Here is a 16,525-nt window from a genome sequence, read left to right as displayed (position 1 = left end):
TCTTCCGCGTTGTCAGTTTTTCTAACGAAGCCCTCATGCGCCGCCACATTCCGAGCACCCGCGCGCTGCTGATCTTCGACGCGGTGGCCCGCCACCACGGCGTCGGCAAGGCCGCGGAGGAGCTGTGCCTCACGCACAGCGCGGTGAGCCAGCAGCTGCGGCTGCTGGAGGAGCAGATCGGCGTGCGGCTGGTGCAGCGCACCGCGCGCGGCACCGAGCTCACCGAAGCCGGGCGTCGCTACCACGGCCAGATTTCGGGCGACCTGCTGCGGCTGCAGAACCACACGCTCGAAGCCATGGCGCAGCGCACCGACGGCCTGCGCCTCTTGGTGGGCGCGGTGCCGGTGCTGGCCGAGGGCTGGCTCACGCCGCGCCTGCCGGAGTTCATCGGCCTGAATCCGGGCTGCAGCCTGCACCTGCAGGTGTTTCCCACGAACCTCTACATGGAAGACCTGCCCTTCGACGTGGGCGTGCAGTACGACGATGCGGTGTGGCCGGGCGCGAACGCGCTGCCGCTGATGGGGGAGTTCTGCGTCGCGGTGTGCTCGCCCAAGGCGAAGGGGCGGGCGGCCATGGCGCGCGGCGATTTCCGCGCGGCGCCGCTGCTGCAGCTGCGCACGCGCATGGGCGCTTGGGAGGAATGGTTTGGGCAGAGCGCGCATCTGCGTGCGCCCGAGAACCTGGTGGCGGGCCACCGCTTCGACATGTTCTCCTCGCTGGTCGCGGCCGTGCGCGCCGACCTGGGCGTGGGGCTGGTGCCCGACTACTTCGTCGAGCGCGAGTTGCGTTCGGGAGAACTCGTACTGGCCTGCCCGCATCGGGCGCCGTCGAGCCGGGGCTACAGCGTGTTCGTGGCGCCGAGCCGCACGGACGATGCGCTGGTCGGCGCCTTCGTTGCCTGGCTGCGCGCGGCCGCCGCATTGGCCGTGCCGCGCGAGCTGAAGGCCGCCTAGGCCCGGCGAAAGAGCAGCACGGAGTTCGTGCCGCCGAAGGCGAAGGAATTGCTGATGGCGGCTTCGAGCGACGGTGCCGCCGCATCGTCCTGCGCCACGAGGTTCAGCCGGCATTCCGGATCGATCTCGCGGCAGTTGGCGTTGGGCGGCAACTGCCGCTGCTGCAGCGCCAGCACGGTGATGAGCGCCTCGATGGCGCCCGCCGCGCCCAGCATGTGGCCGTGCAGCGCCTTGGTCGAGCTCACGCGCAGGCTGTCGAGATCGTCGCCCCACACCTCGGCCAGCGCGTTGCGCTCGACCACGTCGCCGATGCGGGTGGCAGTGCCGTGCGCGTTGCAGTAGCCCACGTCGCTCGGCTGGAGGCCGGCCTGGCGCAGGGCGGCGCGCAGTGCGCGGGCCTGGCCCGGCGCGTCGGGCTTGGTGAGATGGGTGGCATCGCTGCTCAGGCCCCAGCCGGCCAGCGTGGCATGGCTGCGGGCGCCGCGAGAGCGCGCGCGTTCGGCGGATTCGAGAACCAGGAAAGCCGCGCCTTCGCCGAGCGCGAAGCCGCTGCGGTCGGTGGCGAAGGGGCGCACCGCGCCGGCAGCCTCGCCGGGCTGGAAGCCGGCCAGCGTCTGCATGGCCTGCCAGGCCACAACCACCCCCGGCACGATCAGCGCTTCGCTGCCGCCGGCGATGGCGACGTCGACCTCGCCGCGCTGCACGGCCTTGGCCGCTTCGGCGATCGCCGCCGAAGAGGAGGCGCAGGCGACCGAATAGGTGAGCACCGGGCCCTTCACGCCCTGGCGCATGGCCACGTGGGCGGCCGGTGCATTGGGCATGAAGGCGGGAATGGTGAGCGGAGAGACGCGGCCGTTGCCGCGATAGGCCGCTTCGAGGGCCGCCGCGCCGCCCATGCCGCAGCCGGAGAAGACGCCCACGCGCTCGGGGTCGGCGTCCGATACGGAGAGGCCCGCGTCGCGCATCGCCATGTCGGCGGCTGCCACGGCCAACTGGCTCACGCGGTCGACGCCGGCGAGCTGCAGCTTGGTGAACCAGCGGGTCTCGTCGAAGGCCACGGTGGCCGCCGCTGCCGGTTTGGGCAGTTCGGGAAAAACGGGCTGTATGGCCGAACGGCCCTGCAGCAGTGCCTGGAAGAGCGCGCCGGGCTCGTCGCCGTGCGGCGCCACGACGCCCAGCCCGGTGACGGCGACCTCGTGGTTCACGACGCCGACGCGGCCTTCTCGGCCCTTACCTTGTCGACCAGCACGGCGAGTTCGGCCAGGGTGTCGATGCTCGCGTCCTCGTCGGGCATGACGATGCCGAAGTGGTCTTCGATGGCGAACAGAAATTCGGCCAGTGCCAGCGAATCGAGTCCGCCGGTTTCACGCATGGAGGCGTGGGGGTCGAGCTTCGACGGTTCGATACCGTACTTCTCGTGGATCAGGTCCTGCAATTCCTTCAGCGAACTCATCGTGCAATGCCTGTCGTCGTGTGCCGCCGATCGATCGCCGCCCTGTGCGGTCCTTGAGTCAATCGATCCCTTCCTCGTCGGCCAGTGGTGAGTGGTCAGTGTTTACGGATGATATCCGCTCCCACCCAAGGGGAATCCCTGCGCTCGCGCGCGCCCGGCCGCCAGCGCATCGAGGGTAGGGCAAACGCCATACCCAGCAGCGCGCCGGCTGCCACGTCGAGCGCCACGTGCTGCTTGACCGCCAGCGTCGAATAGGCGATGGCGGCGAACCAGACCCAGTTCAGCCAGCGCCAGAAGGCCGGCGTGCGCGCTTCGCGCAGCACGTCCTCGATGCGGATGGCAGTGAAGATGGCCACCGCCACGTGCATCGACGGGCAGGCGTTGCCCGCCGCGTCCACGCCCTGCAGCATCGCGAAGCCCGGGTAGCCGGAGACGTCGATGGCCAAAGGGGGTATCTGGGTCGGCCAGAAGTAGAAGATGCCCAGGCCGGTGATGCAAAGCCCGCCGATCCACAGCCCGTAGACCACCAGCTCGCGGAAGGTCAGCTGCAGCCCCGGCGCGATGCCCACGTACACCCACAGCGAGAGGTACGGGCCCAGCAGGTAGGGCTGGAACGGCAGCAGGCGGTCCAGCGGCGTCAGCGGCATCACCTCGATCGGAAAGGCCGGGTTGCGCAGCAGGTGGAAGTAGCCGATGAAGAAGAGCCACGTGAAGACCGTGGTGCCGACCGCCTTCAGCAGGAAATGGCGGCGCACGCGCAGCCAGATGTCGGCGGTCCACGTGGGCGGCCTGGCGCCGGGTGCTGCGTTCAGGGAGATCGGTGAGTGCATGGTGTTGTCGGCCGCCGATCTTGCCAGAGCGCCGTGAAGTCCCCGCCGATCCCCGGTCGCCTCAGGCGGGCGCGGGACGCTTGCGGTGCTGGAACGAGGTGGGCGAGCGGCCGGTGGCGGCCTTGAACATCGCGCAGAAGGCGCTGTCGGTGGCGTAGCCGCTGGCGGCGGCCACCTGGCTTACTGCCATGCCGCGCGCCAGCAGCGGCAGCGCGTGTGCCATCACGGCCTGCTGGCGCCATTGCTGCCAGCTCATGCCGAGCTGGTCGCGGAACAGGCGTGCCACCGTGCGCTCGCTCGCGCCGATGGCGGCGGCGCGCTCGGCCAGTGTGGCGCGGTCGGCCGGGTTGCGCAGCAGCGTCTCGCAGAGCTGGCGCAGGCGCTTGTCGGTGGGCAGCGGCACGTCGATGCGGATCTGCGTGGCGCGCTCCAGCTCGTCGACCAGCAGCGGCGCGATCATGCGTTCGCGCTGCGGCGCATGCGCGTCTATAGGCGGCAGGCCATCGGGCGTGGTGTCGAGCGCGAGCATCAGCGCGCGCAGCAGGGGGCTGATCTCGAGCACCTCGCATTTCTCCCAGGAGGGCGCGATCCAGGCGTGCAGGTAGACGGTGCGCAGCTCGGCGTCCTCGATGAGCGTGATGCTGTGCGGCATGTTGGCCGGCACCCAGAGCGCGCGCGAGGGCGGCACGATGTAGCTGCCGTCCTGCGTGCTCAGGCGGATCACGCCGCGGGTGGAGAAGGTGAGCTGCGGCCACGGGTGCTCGTGCAGCTCGACCAGCGTGTCGGCGCTCAGGAAATGTTCTTTTGCGCGCAGCGGCCGCACCGCGTCGGGTGCGTAGAGGTGCGGCGTGAGGGAGGCAACGCTGTTGATCGGGGTGGGCCCGCGCAGCCTGGCGGCGGACGCGGCGCTCCTTGGGGGGGATGAGGCGGCGCTTGGCATGGTTTCGACAAATGTTGTCGCTGTATCGCCATTCTGCCGCTTCCCCGCCGCATAGCATCGGTGCCCGCCCCGTTTTTTTGTAGCAATCCATGTCTTCAACCTCGCCCGCGAGTGCCGCTTCCTCCTCTCCCCAGACAACCCTGCGCACCGACGCCAAGCTCATCGGGCTGGTCGGCCTGGCCCATGCGGTCAGCCACTTCAGCCAGCTCATCCTGGCGCCGCTGTTCCCGTGGCTGAAGGACGCGTTCAACGTGAGCTATGTCGAGCTGGGCGCGGTGCTCACCGTGTTCTTCGTGGTCTCGTGCATCGTGCAGGCGGCATCGGGCTTCATCGTCGACAAGCTGGGCCCGCGGCCGGTGCTGTTCGTGGGGCTCGGGGCACTGGGGCTGGCTGCTTTCGGCTATGCGCTGGCGCAGAGCTACTGGATGCTGCTGCTGTGCGCGGTGGTCGGCGGCATCGGCAACGGCGTGTTCCACCCGGTGGACTACACGCTGTTCAACCGCAAGGTCGCCCCGACGCGCCTGGGCCATGCCTACAGCGTGCACGGCATCACCGGCAGCCTGGGCTGGGCGCTGGCGCCGGCCTTCGTGGTGCCGATCGCCATTGCCTTCTCGTGGCGCGTGGCGCTGGCTTCGGCGGGCGCCGTGGCCTTGCTGGTGCTGCTGGTGCTGTGGATCTACCGCAGCGTGCTGTCGCTCGACGCGGCGGCCGTGCACAAGGCCACCGGGCAGGGCGAGCACGCACCCGCCGGCGGCGAGTTCGACTTCCTGCGCATTCCGGCCGTGTGGATGTGCTTCGGTTTCTTCTTTTTCTATGCCGTGGTGATCAGCGTGGTGCAGACCTTCGCGCCCGTGGCCGCGGGGCACCTGCACGCCGTGCCGGTGGCGCTGGTGGCCGTGTGCCTCACCGTCTACATGGTCGCGAGCGCGGCGGGCATGGTGGTGGGAGGCTTCCTGGCGTCCGATCCCTCGCGCTGCGAGCGCATCGTGGGCGTGGGCTTCGGCGTCGCGGCCGCGCTGGCTCTTGCGCTGGCCTTCGCCGACTTCCCGCCGATCGTGGTGCCGGTGCTCTTCGGTGCCATGGGCTTCGTCTCGGGCGTTGCGGGTCCGTCGCGCGACCTGCTGGTGAAGAAGTCGACGCCGCCCAATGCGACCGGGCGCGTCTACGGCGTGGTGTACGCGGGCCTCGACATCGGGCAGGCCGTGGCGCCGCTGGTGTTCGGCCGGCTGATGGACCACGGCCAGTACACCAGCGTGATCGTGGGTCTGGCGCTGGTGCAGGGCGTGCTGATCGCCAGCGCCTTCAACGTGCGTCGCGTGCGGCGCACGGCGCTGGTGGTGCCGGCCTCCGCCTGAGCCTGCGGCCCACGCGGCTGAACGGAGTGCGGTCGATATCATCGACCGCATGCAAGCCTTGTATGTCTATGTGGTCGCCGGCGCCGTGCTGGCGGGTTTCGTGCAGGGCCTGTCGGGCTTTGCGTTCGGCCTGGTGGCGATGTCCGTCTGGGCGTGGACCCTGGAGCCACAGCTTGCCGCCGTGCTCGCCTTGTTCGGGGCGCTGACGGGGCAGGTGATTGCCGCGGTCACCGTGCGGCGTTCCTTCGACAAGAGCGTTCTCTGGCCCTTCGTGCTCGGTGGGCTGGTCGGGGTGCCGTTCGGCGTTTGGCTGCTGCCGCATCTCGATCTTGTCGTCTTCAAGCTGTGTCTTGGGGTGCTGCTCGTGTTGTGGTGCCCGGCGATGCTGATGTCGCAGCATCTGCCGAAGGTTGCGTTCGGCGGGCGCGTGGCCGATGGGGTGGCTGGTGCCATCGGTGGGGCGATGGCGGGCATCGGGGGGTTTTCGGGGACTATTCCTACGCTGTGGTGCACGTTGCGTGGGTTTCAGCGGGATACGCAGCGGGCTGTGATCCAGAACTTCAATCTTTCGATGTTGCTGGTGGCGTTCGGGATTCACGTTTTCAGCGGGAATATCGGGCGGGCTGTTGTGCCTTTGCTGGGGGTTGTTGCGCTGGCTGTTGCTGTGCCTGTTTTGTTGGGGGCTCGGCTTTATATCGGGATCAGTGAGGTGGCGTTTCGGAAGGTTGTGTTGGGGTTGTTGACGGCTTCCGGGGTTGCTTTGTTGGCTTCTGCTGTTCCTGCTTTGTTGGCTCGTGGTTGAGGTTTGTTGGTTGTTTGCTTCCCGGGGCCGGGAGTTCCGCCCGGCGGCGGACCTACTTTCTTTTGCTTCGCCAAAAGAAAGTAGGCAAAGAAAAGGCGACCCCACTGTCTGCGACCCTCCGCTTCGCTGCGGGCAACCTGCGGTGCTCGCGTTTCGCGGGGTCTCGCAGAACTCGCTTCGCTCAAACAGCTGCGAGCCCTGATCCGCGAAACGCTGCGCTCCTCGGCGCAGCCAGAGGGGAGGGGAGACGCGCGGGCCATCGCGTTGCTCGGCCTCCAAGGCACGGCAGGCGCTTCGCGCCTGCCGTGCTTGGAATGAATCGCTGCTCTTGCTGGCGGCGCTGAAGTTGAACGCGTGGCCGAGCGAAGCGAAGGCCAGTCCAGGCTGTTCAGAAGGCCGAGCGCAGCGATGGCCTGCTCGGTCCCCAACTCCCTTCTGGCTGCGCCGAGGAGCGCAGACGTAGGAGGGATAAGGGCCGCAGCTGTTTGAGCGAAGCGAGTTCTGCGGACCCCCTCCTACGTCGAGCACCGCAGGTTGCCCGTAGCGAAGCGAAGGGTCGCAGACAGTAGGGTCGCCTTTTCTTTGCTTACTTTCTTTTGGCGAAGCAAAAGAAAGTGAGTCGGCCGCCGGGCCGAGACCCGGCCCCGGAAAACAAACACTCCTCCTACCGAGGCAAAGCCAAAGCAAACGGCAAACTGACAACCCCCAGCAAGGTAGACAGAGTCACCAGCCCAGCCACGTAGGGCCCGTTGTACCCCATACGAGCCGCCAACACATAAGCACTAGAAGCAGTAGGCACAGCAGAAAACGCCATCAACACAGCCCCCTGCGCAGCATCGAGCCGCAGCAACCGAGCCAGCCCCCAAGCCACCAACGGCAGAAACAGATGCCGTATCGCCAGCACGGACACAGCCAGCACCTTCCCCGCCCCCAAGGTAGAGAACTTCATCCCCGCCCCCGCCGCCAGCAGCCCGAGCGCCAGCGAAGCAGCCCCGATCCGCGTCAGAGTGGGCGTGGCCCAAGTTGGCACCGTCAACCCCAGCACATTGGCCAGCAACCCCGCCACGGTCGCAACGATCAGCGGATTGCGCACCAGCTGCCGCACGAACCCCGTCTGCGCATGCCGCGTCATCGGCCAAACGGCCGCGATGTTGAAGATGGGCACGCACACGCCGATCAACACCGCGATCAGCAGCAGCCCCTCGGAGCCGCCGAGCCGTTCGGCCAGCGCCAGGCAGATGAAGGAGTTGAAGCGAAAGGCGATCTGCGCGCTGGCCGCGTGGTCGCGCCGGTCGATGTGCGTGCGCAGGCCCGGAACGAAGGGCAGTGCATAGGCCAGCGCGATGCCGCACACGCCCACGCCGACGCCTGCGGTGAGCAGGCTCGAGGTCGCTGCGAAGTCGAGCGGGCTGCGCACGATCGAATGGAACAGCAGTACAGGAAATAGAAAGTAGTAAACGAGGCTCTCGACCTGGTCCCACACGCGGCGGTCGAGGGCGGTGTAGCGGCACAGGAGCCAGCCGATGGCGATGAGGGAGAAGTCGGGGAAGAGCAGCTGCGCGTAGTTCACCGCTTCGAGGATAAACCTCCCTGACCATGGGTAATCCAGAGCACGGATACGGCCCCCGAGCCGCTAGCATCCGGGCTTCGTTTTTTCGACATACAGCCAGAACAAGGAGTTTTTGATGCAACGTCGTCAATGGAGCGCGATGGTGGGAGCCGCGGCACTGATTGCAGTCGCGGGCCAGAGCTTTGCGCAGGGTTATCCCAACAAGCCCGTCGAACTGAGCGTGCCGTTCGCACCGGGCGGCACGACGGACATCGTGGCGCGCGTGATCTCCGATCCGCTGGGCAAGGTGCTGGGCCAGCCCGTGGTGGTGATCAACCGCGCCGGTGGCGGCGGCATCGTGGGCGCGGCCGAGACGGCACGTGCCACGCCCGACGGCTACAAGCTCGGCATCGCCACGGTGTCGAGCACGGCGGCCAACCCGGCCATCAACCCGAAGACGCCGTACGACCCGATCAACGACTTCACGCCGATCATCAACATCGCGGCCACGCCGAACATCATCGCGGTCAACCCCAGTTTCCCGGCCAAGAACTACGCAGAGTTCGTGGCCGAGCTGAAGAAGAACCCCGGCAAGTATTCGTACGCCTCGTCGGGCACGGGCGGCATCGGCCACCTGCTGATGGAGCTCTACAAGAGCCTGACCAACACCTTCGTCACGCACATCCCGTACCGCGGCGCGGGCCCGGCGCTGAACGACGTGGTGGCCGGCCAGGTGCCGATCATGTTCGACAACATCCCCTCGGCCATGCCTTTCATCCAGAGCGGCCGGCTGATTCCCATCGTGGTGTCGGCGCCGCAGCGCCTGGCCGCGCTGCCCAACGTGCCCACCTTCAAGGAAGTGGGCCTGGAGCCGGTGAACCGCATGGCCTACTACGGCATCCTCGGCCCGAAGGGCCTGCCGAAGGAAGTGGTCGAGAAGATCAGCGCGGGCGTGAAGAAGGCAGTGGAAGAGCCGGCGGTGCGCAAGCGCATCGAGGACACGGGCTCGCTGATCGTGGCGAACACGCCCGACCAGTTCTCGGCGCAGATCAAGGCCGAGTACGAGGTCTACAAGCAGGTCGTGAAGAAGCAGAACCTGAAGCTCGACTGAGCCCGGTTCCTTTTCCGCACGCAAAGGCCGCCCGCATGCCGGGCGGCTTTTTCTTTTTGCTATCTTGCAAGGCATGACAGAGGCCGCGCCGCAGACACAGACGAAGACACCCGAGATCGACGATTTCATCGATGCCCTGTGGCTCGAGGACGGGCTGTCGAAGAATACGCTGGCCGCCTACCGCCGCGACCTCGCGCTGTTCGCGCAATGGCTGGCCGCGCAGCGCAGCGGCACCGCGCTCGACGCAGCGAAGGAAACCGACCTGCAGGCCTACATGGGTGCGCGCCTGTCCACCAGGGGCAAGGCCACGTCGGCGAACCGGCGGCTCACGGTGTTCAAGCGCTACTACCGCTGGGCGCTGCGCGAGCGGCGCATCACGGCCGACCCGAGCATCCGGCTCATGCCCGCGCGGCAGATGCCGCGGGCCATCAAGACGCTTTCCGAAAAGCAGGTCGACGACCTGCTGGGCGCGCCCGACGTCGAGTCGCCGCTGGGCCTGCGCGATCGCGCGATGCTGGAGCTGATGTACGCGAGCGGCCTTCGCGTGAGCGAGCTGGTCGCGCTCAAGGCGATCGACATGAGCCTCAACGACGGCGTGCTGCGCGTGCTCGGCAAGGGCAACAAGGAGCGGCTGGTGCCTTTCGGCGCCGAGGCGCGGCGCTGGATCGAGCGCTACCTGGAAGACTCGCGCCCGGCCATCCTCGACGGACAGCAGACGCCCGACCTGTTCGTGACCGCGCGCGGCGCGGGCATGACGCGCGTGATGTTCTGGGTCATCGTCAAGAAGCACGCCACCGCGGCCGGCATCCACGTGCCGCTGTCGCCGCACACGCTGCGCCATGCCTTCGCCACGCACCTGCTGAACCACGGCGTCGACCTGCGCGCGGTGCAGTTGCTGCTGGGGCACGCCGACATCTCCACGACGACCATCTACACGCACGTGGCGCGCGAGCGCCTGAAGCAGCTGCATGCGCAGCACCATCCGCGCGGTTGAGGGCGCGCGGTTTCTTTCCCCGAAAAACAAGGAGACACGATTCGTGAAAAAGAAGATGACGACGCTGCTCGCTGCAGCACTGCTGGCCGCGGGCACCGCTGCGTTCGCACAGGGCTTTCCGACAGCCAAGCCCATCCGCCTGATCGTCGGGTATCCGCCCGGCGGCGGCATCGACTTCGCGGCGCGCACGGTGCAGGTGCCGCTGCAGGAGGCGCTCAAGCAGCAGCTGGTGGTCGACTACAAGCCCGGTGCGAGCGGCATGATCGCGGCCACCGAGCTCACGCGCCAGCCCGCCGACGGCTACACGCTGCTGCTGGCCAACACGGGGCCGTTCGCCATCGCGCCGTACCTGCAGAGCAAGCCGCCGTACGACCCGATCAGGCAGTTCACCTACATCGGGCAGATCAGCCAGGGCAGCTACATCGCGGTGACGCGACCCGACCATCCGGCGAAGAATCTCAAGGAGTTCGTCGCCTGGGCCAAGGGGCAGCCGGGCAAGGTCAACTTCGCCTCGGGCGGCAACGGCACCTCGACGCACCTCAATGGCGAGCTGATGAACCAGGTGACGGGGCTCGACATGACCCACGTGCCGTACAAGGGCAGCGCGCCCGCCGTGCAGGACCTGATCGGCGGGCAGACGCAGATCCTGATCGACGCGGGCAGCGTGCTGCTGCCGCAGGTGAAGGGCGGCAAGCTCAAGGCGCTGGCGGTGACCGGCCCGGTGCGCGATCCGCAGCTGCCCGACGTGCCAACGGTGAAGGAGCTGGGCCTCGCGGGCATGGAGTCGGTCGGCTTCCAGGGGCTGGTCGGGCCGGCCAACATGCCGAAGGAGGTCGTCGAGCGGCTCTCCGGCGAGCTCGCGAAGGCGCTGGCGCAGCCGGAGATCAAGGCCAAGTTCGCGACGGCGGGCGCCGAAGTGCATTCGCTCGGCCCGGTCGAGTTCGCGGCTTTCGTGAAGGCGGACAATGAGAAGTGGTCCAGGCTGATCAAGGAGCGCAAGCTGCAGCTGGACTGACGCCATCCATCACGCAAGCAGGCAGACGATCCGGGCTGCCACACACACGACATGAATTTCCTCGCTTCCTCGAAGCCCTCGCGCCGCACGGCGACCCGACTCCTTGCCGCCGCCGCGCTGTGCGCCGCATCCGGCGCTTTCGCGCAGGCCGTGCCCAAGACCGTGCGGCTCATCGTCGCCTACCCGGCGGGCGGCGTCAGCGACGTGGTCGCGCGCGCACTGGGCGACCGACTCGCGGCGCAGATGGGTGTCACGGTGATCGTTGACAACCGCGCCGGCGCGAGCGGCGCCATCGGCATGGACGCCGTCGCCAAGGCCGCGCCCGACGGCGCGACGCTGGGCTTCTCGGCCATCAGCCCGCTGGTGCTGAGCCCGCACCTGGGCAAGCTGCCTTTCGATCCACTGAAGGACGTGGCGCCGGTGGCCAGCGTGATGTATTCGCCTGTGTTGCTGATCGCCACGCCGGCGAGCAAGGCCAAGGACTTCAAGGCGCTGATCGACGATGCCAAGGCGCATCCGGGCGCGGTGCGCTGGGCCACCTCGGGGCCGGCCTCGCTCGGCCACATCGTGCTGGAGCAGCTTCGCGCGGCGGCAGGCGTCGACATCACGCACGTGCCCTACAAGGGCGGCGGACAGCAGCTCAACGACGCGATCGGCGGGCAGTTCGAGATCCTGTCGACCAACGCGAGCCCGACGCTCTCTTCGCACATCCAGTCGGGCAAGCTGCGCCCGCTGGCGGTGGGCGCGCCCGCGCGGCTCGAGAGCCTGCCGCAGGTGCCCACGCTGGGCGAGCTGGGCTACAAGGCGGCCAACATCAATTCGCTGTTCGGCGTGTTCGCGCCCGCGGCCACGCCTGCCGCGCTGGTCGCGAAGTACAACGCCGAGATCAACAAGGCGCTGGCCAGCCCCGAGCTGCGCGCCAAGCTCACGGCCACGGACAACGTGCCGACCGGCGGCACTTCGGCGGCGTTCGCGAAGGAAATCGCCAGCGAGTTCGAGAGCAACGGGCGCATCGTCAAGGCGGCGGGCATCAAGGCCGACTGACGCCTTCATGACATCTCGGCTTGTGGGTTGATCTTCCCTACCTTATAGTAGGTAGATGACCAACGCCACAGCTTTGGCCGCCGGCAGCACCCGCGAGCAGATCCTCGCGGTGGCCCGCGGCTTCATCGAAACGCGCTCCTACCTGGGCTTCAGCTTCCAGGACGTGGCCGACGCGGTCGGTGTGCGCAAGGCCAGCCTGTATCACCACTTCCCGACCAAGGAAGCGCTGGGCGTCGCGGTGATCCGCGGGGCCACGCAGGGCTTCAAGGACTGGGATGCCGCCCGGGCGCGCGAGCCGAAGGACGCGCTCGAATCGTATTTCCGCATGTACCGCAATACGCTGCGGGCCGGCTCGGGCATGTGCCCCGCGGGGGCGGTGGCTCCCGGCTGGGGCGTCATCAACGACGAACTGCGCCTTGCCGTGCAGGAGCTGCGCAATACGCAGGTGACCTGGCTCACCGGCGTGCTGGGTGCGCTGATGCCGGAGCGCAAGACAGGCGCCTCGGTGGTTTCGCTGGCCGCCTATGTGTTCTCGGTCTGCCAGGGCGCGCTGCTGTCGGCGCGCATGACGGGCCGCGTCGACGACTTCGACGAAGCGATCGCCCAACTCAGGAGTTCCTTGTCGGGCTGAACGCCCGGCCTCGCGCAGGCACGCCTTGGCGTGCTTATTTTTCGACCTCGAAGCCTACCGATTGGAAGGTAGTCAAACCCGCTGGAGAACATCCCATGAAAGCCGTTATTTCCGCCTACGCCCGTTCCCCGTTCCATTTCGCGAAGAAAGGCGCGCTTGCCGAAGTGCGGCCCGACACGCTCGCCGCCGGCGTCGTGCGCGGCCTGCTGCAGCGCACCGATCTCGATCCCGCGCTGCTCGAAGACGTGGTTCTCGGCTGCGCCTACCCCGAGGCCTCGCAGGGCAACAACCTGGCGCGCATCGTCGGGCTGCTGGCTGGTCTTCCGCACGAGGTGGGCGGCATGACGGTCAACCGCTTCTGCGGCTCGTCGATGCAGGCCGTGCACATCGCCGCCGCGCAGATCGAGGCGGGCATGGGCGATGCGTTCCTGTGCGTGGGCGTGGAGTCGATGACGATGGTGCCGCAGGGCGGCTTCAACTTCTCGCCGAGCCCCGAGCTGAAGGAAAACACCGACGCCTACATCTCGATGGGCGAGACCGCCGAGAACGTCGCGCAGCGCTGGAACGTGAGCCGCGCCGACCAGGAGGCCTTCGCGGTGGAGTCGCACCGCAAGGCGGCCGAGGCGCGCGCGCAGGGGCGGCTGGCGGGCGAGATCGTGCCGGTGCGCCTGGCTTCGGGCGATGTCGTCGATGCCGACGGCTGCATCCGTCCGACGACTTCGGCGGAAGCACTGGCCAACCTGAAGCCCGCGTTCCGCCCCGACGGTGTTGTCACTGCCGGTACGTCCTCGCCGCTGACCGACGGCGCTGCAGCGGTGCTCGTCACCAGCGACGAATTCGCGGCGAAGCACGGGCTGAAGGCGCTGGCGCGCATCCGCTCGTTCGCGACCGTGGGCGTCGACCCGGCGATCATGGGCATCGGTCCGATTCCCGCCACGCGCAAGGCGCTGGCGCGCGCGGGCCTGAGCGCGGCCGACCTCGACGTGATCGAGATCAACGAAGCCTTCTCCTCGCAGGCACTGGCCTGCATCCGCGATCTCGGGCTCGACCCGGCGAAGATCAACCTCGATGGCGGCGGCCTTTCCATCGGCCATCCGCTGGGCGCGACCGGTGCGCGCATCACCGGCAAGGCTGCGTCGCTGCTCGCGCGTGAGAACGGCCGCTATGCACTGGCCACGCAGTGCATCGGCGGAGGGCAGGGCATCGCGACCATCCTCGAGCGCGTCTGAACACGGACCGTCCGAGAATGACGGTCGCCGCCAACAACAAAGGAGACCCCATGGCCAAGCTGTATCTCGAAGACCTGAAGGTCGGCGACCGCTTCCGCAGCGGCGAGCACGCGCTGGACGTGGCGCAGATCAAGGCCTTCGCGCAGCAATTCGATCCGCAGCCTTTTCACACCGACGAGGAGGCCGCGAAGAACACCTTCTTCGGCGGCCTCGCCGCGAGCGGCTGGCATACGGCCGCGCTCACGATGAAGCTGCTGGTCGAAAGCGGCATCCCGCTGGCCGACGGCATCATCGGATCGGGCGGCGAGCTGCAGTGGCCCAGGCCCACGCGGCCCGGCGACGTGCTGCACGTGGAGGGCGAGGTGACCGCGATCGTGCCTTCGCGTTCCAAGCCGGGCCGCGCGATGGTGACGATGCACTGCCAGACGCTCAACCAGCGCGGAGAGGTGCTCCAGGACTTCTCGCCGAAGCTCGTGGTGCACGCCAGGCCCGCATCGGCCTGAGCCGCATTCAGACCACGCGCAGGCCCAGTTCCTCCACCAGCGAGGCGGCCTGCCGGTGCGAGATGGTGGCGCCCTTGAACTGCGCCGCGTTCGCGAGCCGCAGCCCTCCCAGGTCGACCTCGCGCAGGTCGGCGCCTTCGAAGCGCGTGAGCTTCAGGTGCGCGTTGCGCAGGCTGCCGCCTTCGAACACCGCCTCGCGGAAATCGCAGCCGGACAGGTCGGCCTCGGAGAAGTCGAGCTGTTCGAGCTTCTGCTTGCGAAACGACATGCCGCGCAGGTGCGCGTCGACCAGCAGCGAATCCTTGAAACCGATGCCCAGCGCCGACACTTCGCCGAAGTGCGCGCCGGTGAGCTTCACGCCGCTGAAGAACGCCGAAGCCAGCTTGGCGCGAGCCCATTGCGTGTTGTTCAGGTCGCTGTCCTGGAAGCGGGCGTTCGTCAGGTCCGCGAGGCCGAAGTCGGCCTGGCGCGCCCTGCAGCCGGCCCAGCGGCTGTCCGACAGCAGGGTGCGGTCGAACGAGGTTTCGGCGAAGTTGCACAGCGTGAATTGCGCGCCGCGCAGGTCGAGGCGCGACAGGTCGGCTTCGTCGAAATTGCAGCGTTCGAAGTGCAGCGGTTCGGTGCCCTTGCGGTCCTGCAGGCAGGCGAGCAGGTCGGGGCGCGACCAGGTCTGGTCGGAGATCACGATGGTCATTCGGGACGGGAGTCGGTCAGCGCACGAAGTTCTTCGGGGCTGAAGCCCGCCCGGCTGCGTGCCTCGAGGTTGAAGGGCGGCTTGTGGCGCGGCGCGTCGTAGCGCGCGACCAGCGTCGGGTAAGTCGCCTCCGCATCGAGGCCGGCGCCATCGCACAGCCAGCGATACCAGTGGTTGCCGATGGCCACGTGGCCCACCTCGTCGCGCAGGATGATGTCGAGGATCTCCACCGCACGCAGCGCGTCGGGCGTGTTCACGCGCTTGAGCTTGCCCTGGATGAGCGGCGTGGCGTCGAGCCCGCGCGCCTCCAGCGTGCGCGGCACCAGCGCCATGCGGGCGAGCACGTCGTCCTTCGTCTTCTCGCACATGTTCCACAGGCCGTCGTGGCCGGGGAAGTCGCCGTAGCGCCAGCCCATGTCCTGCAGGTGCGCGTGCAGCAGGGTGAAGTGCAGCGCCTCCTCGTGGGCCACGCGCAGCCAGTCGCGGTAGTAGGCCTCGGGCATGCCGTCGTAGCGCCAGACGGCGTCGAGCGCGAGGTTGATGGCGTTGAACTCGATGTGGCAGATCGAATGGATCAGCGCGGCCCGGCCTTCGGTAGTGAAGGGCGAGCGCTTCTGCACGGCGGTGGCGGCCACGCGCAGCGGGCGTTCCGGGCGGCCCGGCACGCCGAGTTCGTCGCCCTGCGTGCGGATGGCTTCGGTTGCTATGGAATCGGTAGCGCCGTTCAGAGAGATGGCGCGGGTGGCGGCCACCTTTTCATCGGGGTCAGTAAGGCGAAGCGCGGCCAGCGCGCTCAATCGGGGGTGCATCCCTACAATTCTAGGTTTTGACCTTGCAGGGACCGGAACAATGGCGCTCTACGAACTCGACGGTGTGGCACCCCAGGTGGGCGAAGGTGCATGGGTGGCCGACAGCGCGGAGGTGATGGGCAACGTCAGGCTGGCGGACAACGCCAACGTGTGGTTCGGCGCCGTGCTGCGCGGCGATACCGAGACGCTGAGCATCGGGCGCAACAGCAACATCCAGGACCTCTCGGTGCTGCATGCCGACATCGGCTGCCCCCTGACCGTGGGCGACAACGTGACGGTGGGCCACCAGGTGATGCTGCACGGCTGCACCATCGGCGACAACACGCTGATCGGCATCCAGGCCGTGGTCTTGAATAACGCGAGGATCGGCCGCAACTCGATCGTTGGCGCCGGCAGCGTGGTGACCGAGGGCAAGGAGTTTCCCGACAACTCGCTCATCATGGGATCGCCCGCCAAGGTGGTGCGCACCCTCGACGACGAGGCGGCCGCCAAGCTGCGCCACGGCGCGGAGAACTACGTGGCCAACGCCCGGCGCTTTGCCAAGGGCCTGAAGAAAATTGGCTAACCCCCAGGCTTGCCCACTTCGTGTGGCCGCCAACCCCCTTGCAGGGGG

At 68.0% G+C, this 16,525-nt stretch carries 18 protein-coding genes; 11 read left to right on the top strand and 7 right to left on the bottom strand.

The features are described from left to right. Positions 1–35: 35 nt before the first annotated feature. Positions 36–953, top strand: a complete 918-nt coding sequence (locus tag SFB74_RS21255; RefSeq protein ID WP_432726270.1) for a LysR substrate-binding domain-containing protein — start codon at positions 36–38, stop codon at positions 951–953. On the opposite strand, the gene SFB74_RS21250 is transcribed toward SFB74_RS21255, so the two are convergent. From SFB74_RS21250 to SFB74_RS21235, 4 genes are all read right to left on the bottom strand, one after another. Continuing rightward, a complete protein-coding gene (locus SFB74_RS21250; protein WP_432726269.1) occupies positions 950–2,158 on the bottom strand; it encodes a beta-ketoacyl-[acyl-carrier-protein] synthase family protein in 1,209 nt (402 codons plus the stop codon). The genes SFB74_RS21255 and SFB74_RS21250 overlap by 4 nt on opposite strands. After that, a complete protein-coding gene (locus tag SFB74_RS21245) occupies positions 2,155–2,406 on the bottom strand; it encodes an acyl carrier protein (protein WP_432726268.1) in 252 nt (83 codons plus the stop codon). The genes SFB74_RS21250 and SFB74_RS21245 overlap by 4 nt, the downstream gene beginning before the upstream one ends. 95 nt (positions 2,407–2,501) lie before the next feature. Further along, complete coding sequence (locus SFB74_RS21240; protein ID WP_432726267.1) at positions 2,502–3,236, bottom strand: phosphatase PAP2 family protein; 735 nt, start codon at positions 3,234–3,236, stop codon at positions 2,502–2,504. A 61-nt stretch (positions 3,237–3,297) separates the two neighbouring features. Continuing rightward, positions 3,298–4,176 (bottom strand): AraC family transcriptional regulator, encoded by an 879-nt coding sequence (locus SFB74_RS21235; RefSeq protein WP_432726266.1) that lies wholly within the window; start codon positions 4,174–4,176, stop codon positions 3,298–3,300. 89 nt (positions 4,177–4,265) lie between these two features. Between SFB74_RS21235 and SFB74_RS21230 the strand changes: the two genes are divergently transcribed. Continuing rightward, positions 4,266–5,531, top strand: coding sequence for an MFS transporter (locus tag SFB74_RS21230; protein ID WP_432726265.1), 1,266 nt, complete (start codon positions 4,266–4,268; stop codon positions 5,529–5,531). Between the two features lie 49 nt (positions 5,532–5,580). Continuing rightward, the gene (locus tag SFB74_RS21225; RefSeq protein WP_432726264.1) at positions 5,581–6,333 is read left to right on the top strand and encodes a sulfite exporter TauE/SafE family protein; all 753 of its coding nucleotides are present in this window, start codon (positions 5,581–5,583) and stop codon (positions 6,331–6,333) included. 664 nt (positions 6,334–6,997) lie between these two features. Here SFB74_RS21225 and SFB74_RS21220 read toward each other — a convergent pair. Beyond that, positions 6,998–7,915 (bottom strand): AEC family transporter, encoded by a 918-nt coding sequence (locus SFB74_RS21220; protein ID WP_432731974.1) that lies wholly within the window; start codon positions 7,913–7,915, stop codon positions 6,998–7,000. A 103-nt stretch (positions 7,916–8,018) separates the two neighbouring features. On the opposite strand from SFB74_RS21220, the gene SFB74_RS21215 reads away from it, so the two are divergent. The 7 genes from SFB74_RS21215 (at position 8,019) to SFB74_RS21185 (ending at position 14,409) form a co-directional block, all read left to right on the top strand. Then, positions 8,019–8,993: a tripartite tricarboxylate transporter substrate binding protein BugE gene (locus SFB74_RS21215; RefSeq protein WP_432726263.1), complete on the top strand. Its 975-nt coding sequence runs from the start codon at positions 8,019–8,021 to the stop codon at positions 8,991–8,993. 73 nt (positions 8,994–9,066) lie between these two features. Continuing rightward, complete coding sequence (xerD, locus tag SFB74_RS21210) at positions 9,067–9,987, top strand: site-specific tyrosine recombinase XerD (protein ID WP_432726262.1); 921 nt, start codon at positions 9,067–9,069, stop codon at positions 9,985–9,987. Positions 9,988–10,030: 43 nt separating this feature from the next. Continuing rightward, positions 10,031–11,002, top strand: coding sequence for a Bug family tripartite tricarboxylate transporter substrate binding protein (locus tag SFB74_RS21205; RefSeq protein ID WP_177213671.1), 972 nt, complete (start codon positions 10,031–10,033; stop codon positions 11,000–11,002). 51 nt (positions 11,003–11,053) lie between these two features. Beyond that, positions 11,054–12,046 carry a Bug family tripartite tricarboxylate transporter substrate binding protein gene (locus tag SFB74_RS21200; protein ID WP_093203237.1) on the top strand — a complete coding sequence of 331 codons (993 nt, stop codon included), beginning with the start codon at positions 11,054–11,056 and terminating at the stop codon, positions 12,044–12,046. 55 nt (positions 12,047–12,101) lie between these two features. Further along, a complete protein-coding gene (locus tag SFB74_RS21195; protein ID WP_432726260.1) occupies positions 12,102–12,677 on the top strand; it encodes a TetR/AcrR family transcriptional regulator in 576 nt (191 codons plus the stop codon). A 95-nt stretch (positions 12,678–12,772) separates the two neighbouring features. After that, positions 12,773–13,906, top strand: coding sequence for a thiolase family protein (locus tag SFB74_RS21190; protein WP_432726259.1), 1,134 nt, complete (start codon positions 12,773–12,775; stop codon positions 13,904–13,906). A gap of 50 nt (positions 13,907–13,956) precedes the next feature. Next, positions 13,957–14,409 (top strand): MaoC family dehydratase, encoded by a 453-nt coding sequence (locus SFB74_RS21185; RefSeq protein ID WP_093203229.1) that lies wholly within the window; start codon positions 13,957–13,959, stop codon positions 14,407–14,409. A gap of 7 nt (positions 14,410–14,416) precedes the next feature. Here the strand turns inward: SFB74_RS21185 and SFB74_RS21180 are convergent, their stop codons facing one another. Beyond that, positions 14,417–15,103 (bottom strand): pentapeptide repeat-containing protein, encoded by a 687-nt coding sequence (locus SFB74_RS21180; protein ID WP_432726258.1) that lies wholly within the window; start codon positions 15,101–15,103, stop codon positions 14,417–14,419. Beyond that, positions 15,100–15,912 (bottom strand): ferritin-like domain-containing protein, encoded by an 813-nt coding sequence (locus SFB74_RS21175; protein WP_432726257.1) that lies wholly within the window; start codon positions 15,910–15,912, stop codon positions 15,100–15,102. The genes SFB74_RS21180 and SFB74_RS21175 overlap by 4 nt, the downstream gene beginning before the upstream one ends. 40 nt (positions 15,913–15,952) lie before the next feature. Between SFB74_RS21175 and SFB74_RS21170 the strand changes: the two genes are divergently transcribed. Continuing rightward, positions 15,953–16,477, top strand: coding sequence for a gamma carbonic anhydrase family protein (locus SFB74_RS21170; RefSeq protein WP_093303938.1), 525 nt, complete (start codon positions 15,953–15,955; stop codon positions 16,475–16,477). The last annotated feature ends 48 nt before the right edge of the window (positions 16,478–16,525 follow it).

The sequence above is a fragment of the Variovorax xiamenensis genome, assembly GCF_050916385.1.
Classification (GTDB): Bacteria; Pseudomonadota; Gammaproteobacteria; order Burkholderiales; family Burkholderiaceae_C; genus Variovorax.
Note: the sequence above shows the minus strand (reverse complement) of the source record. Positions and strands in the feature narration are given on the sequence as shown.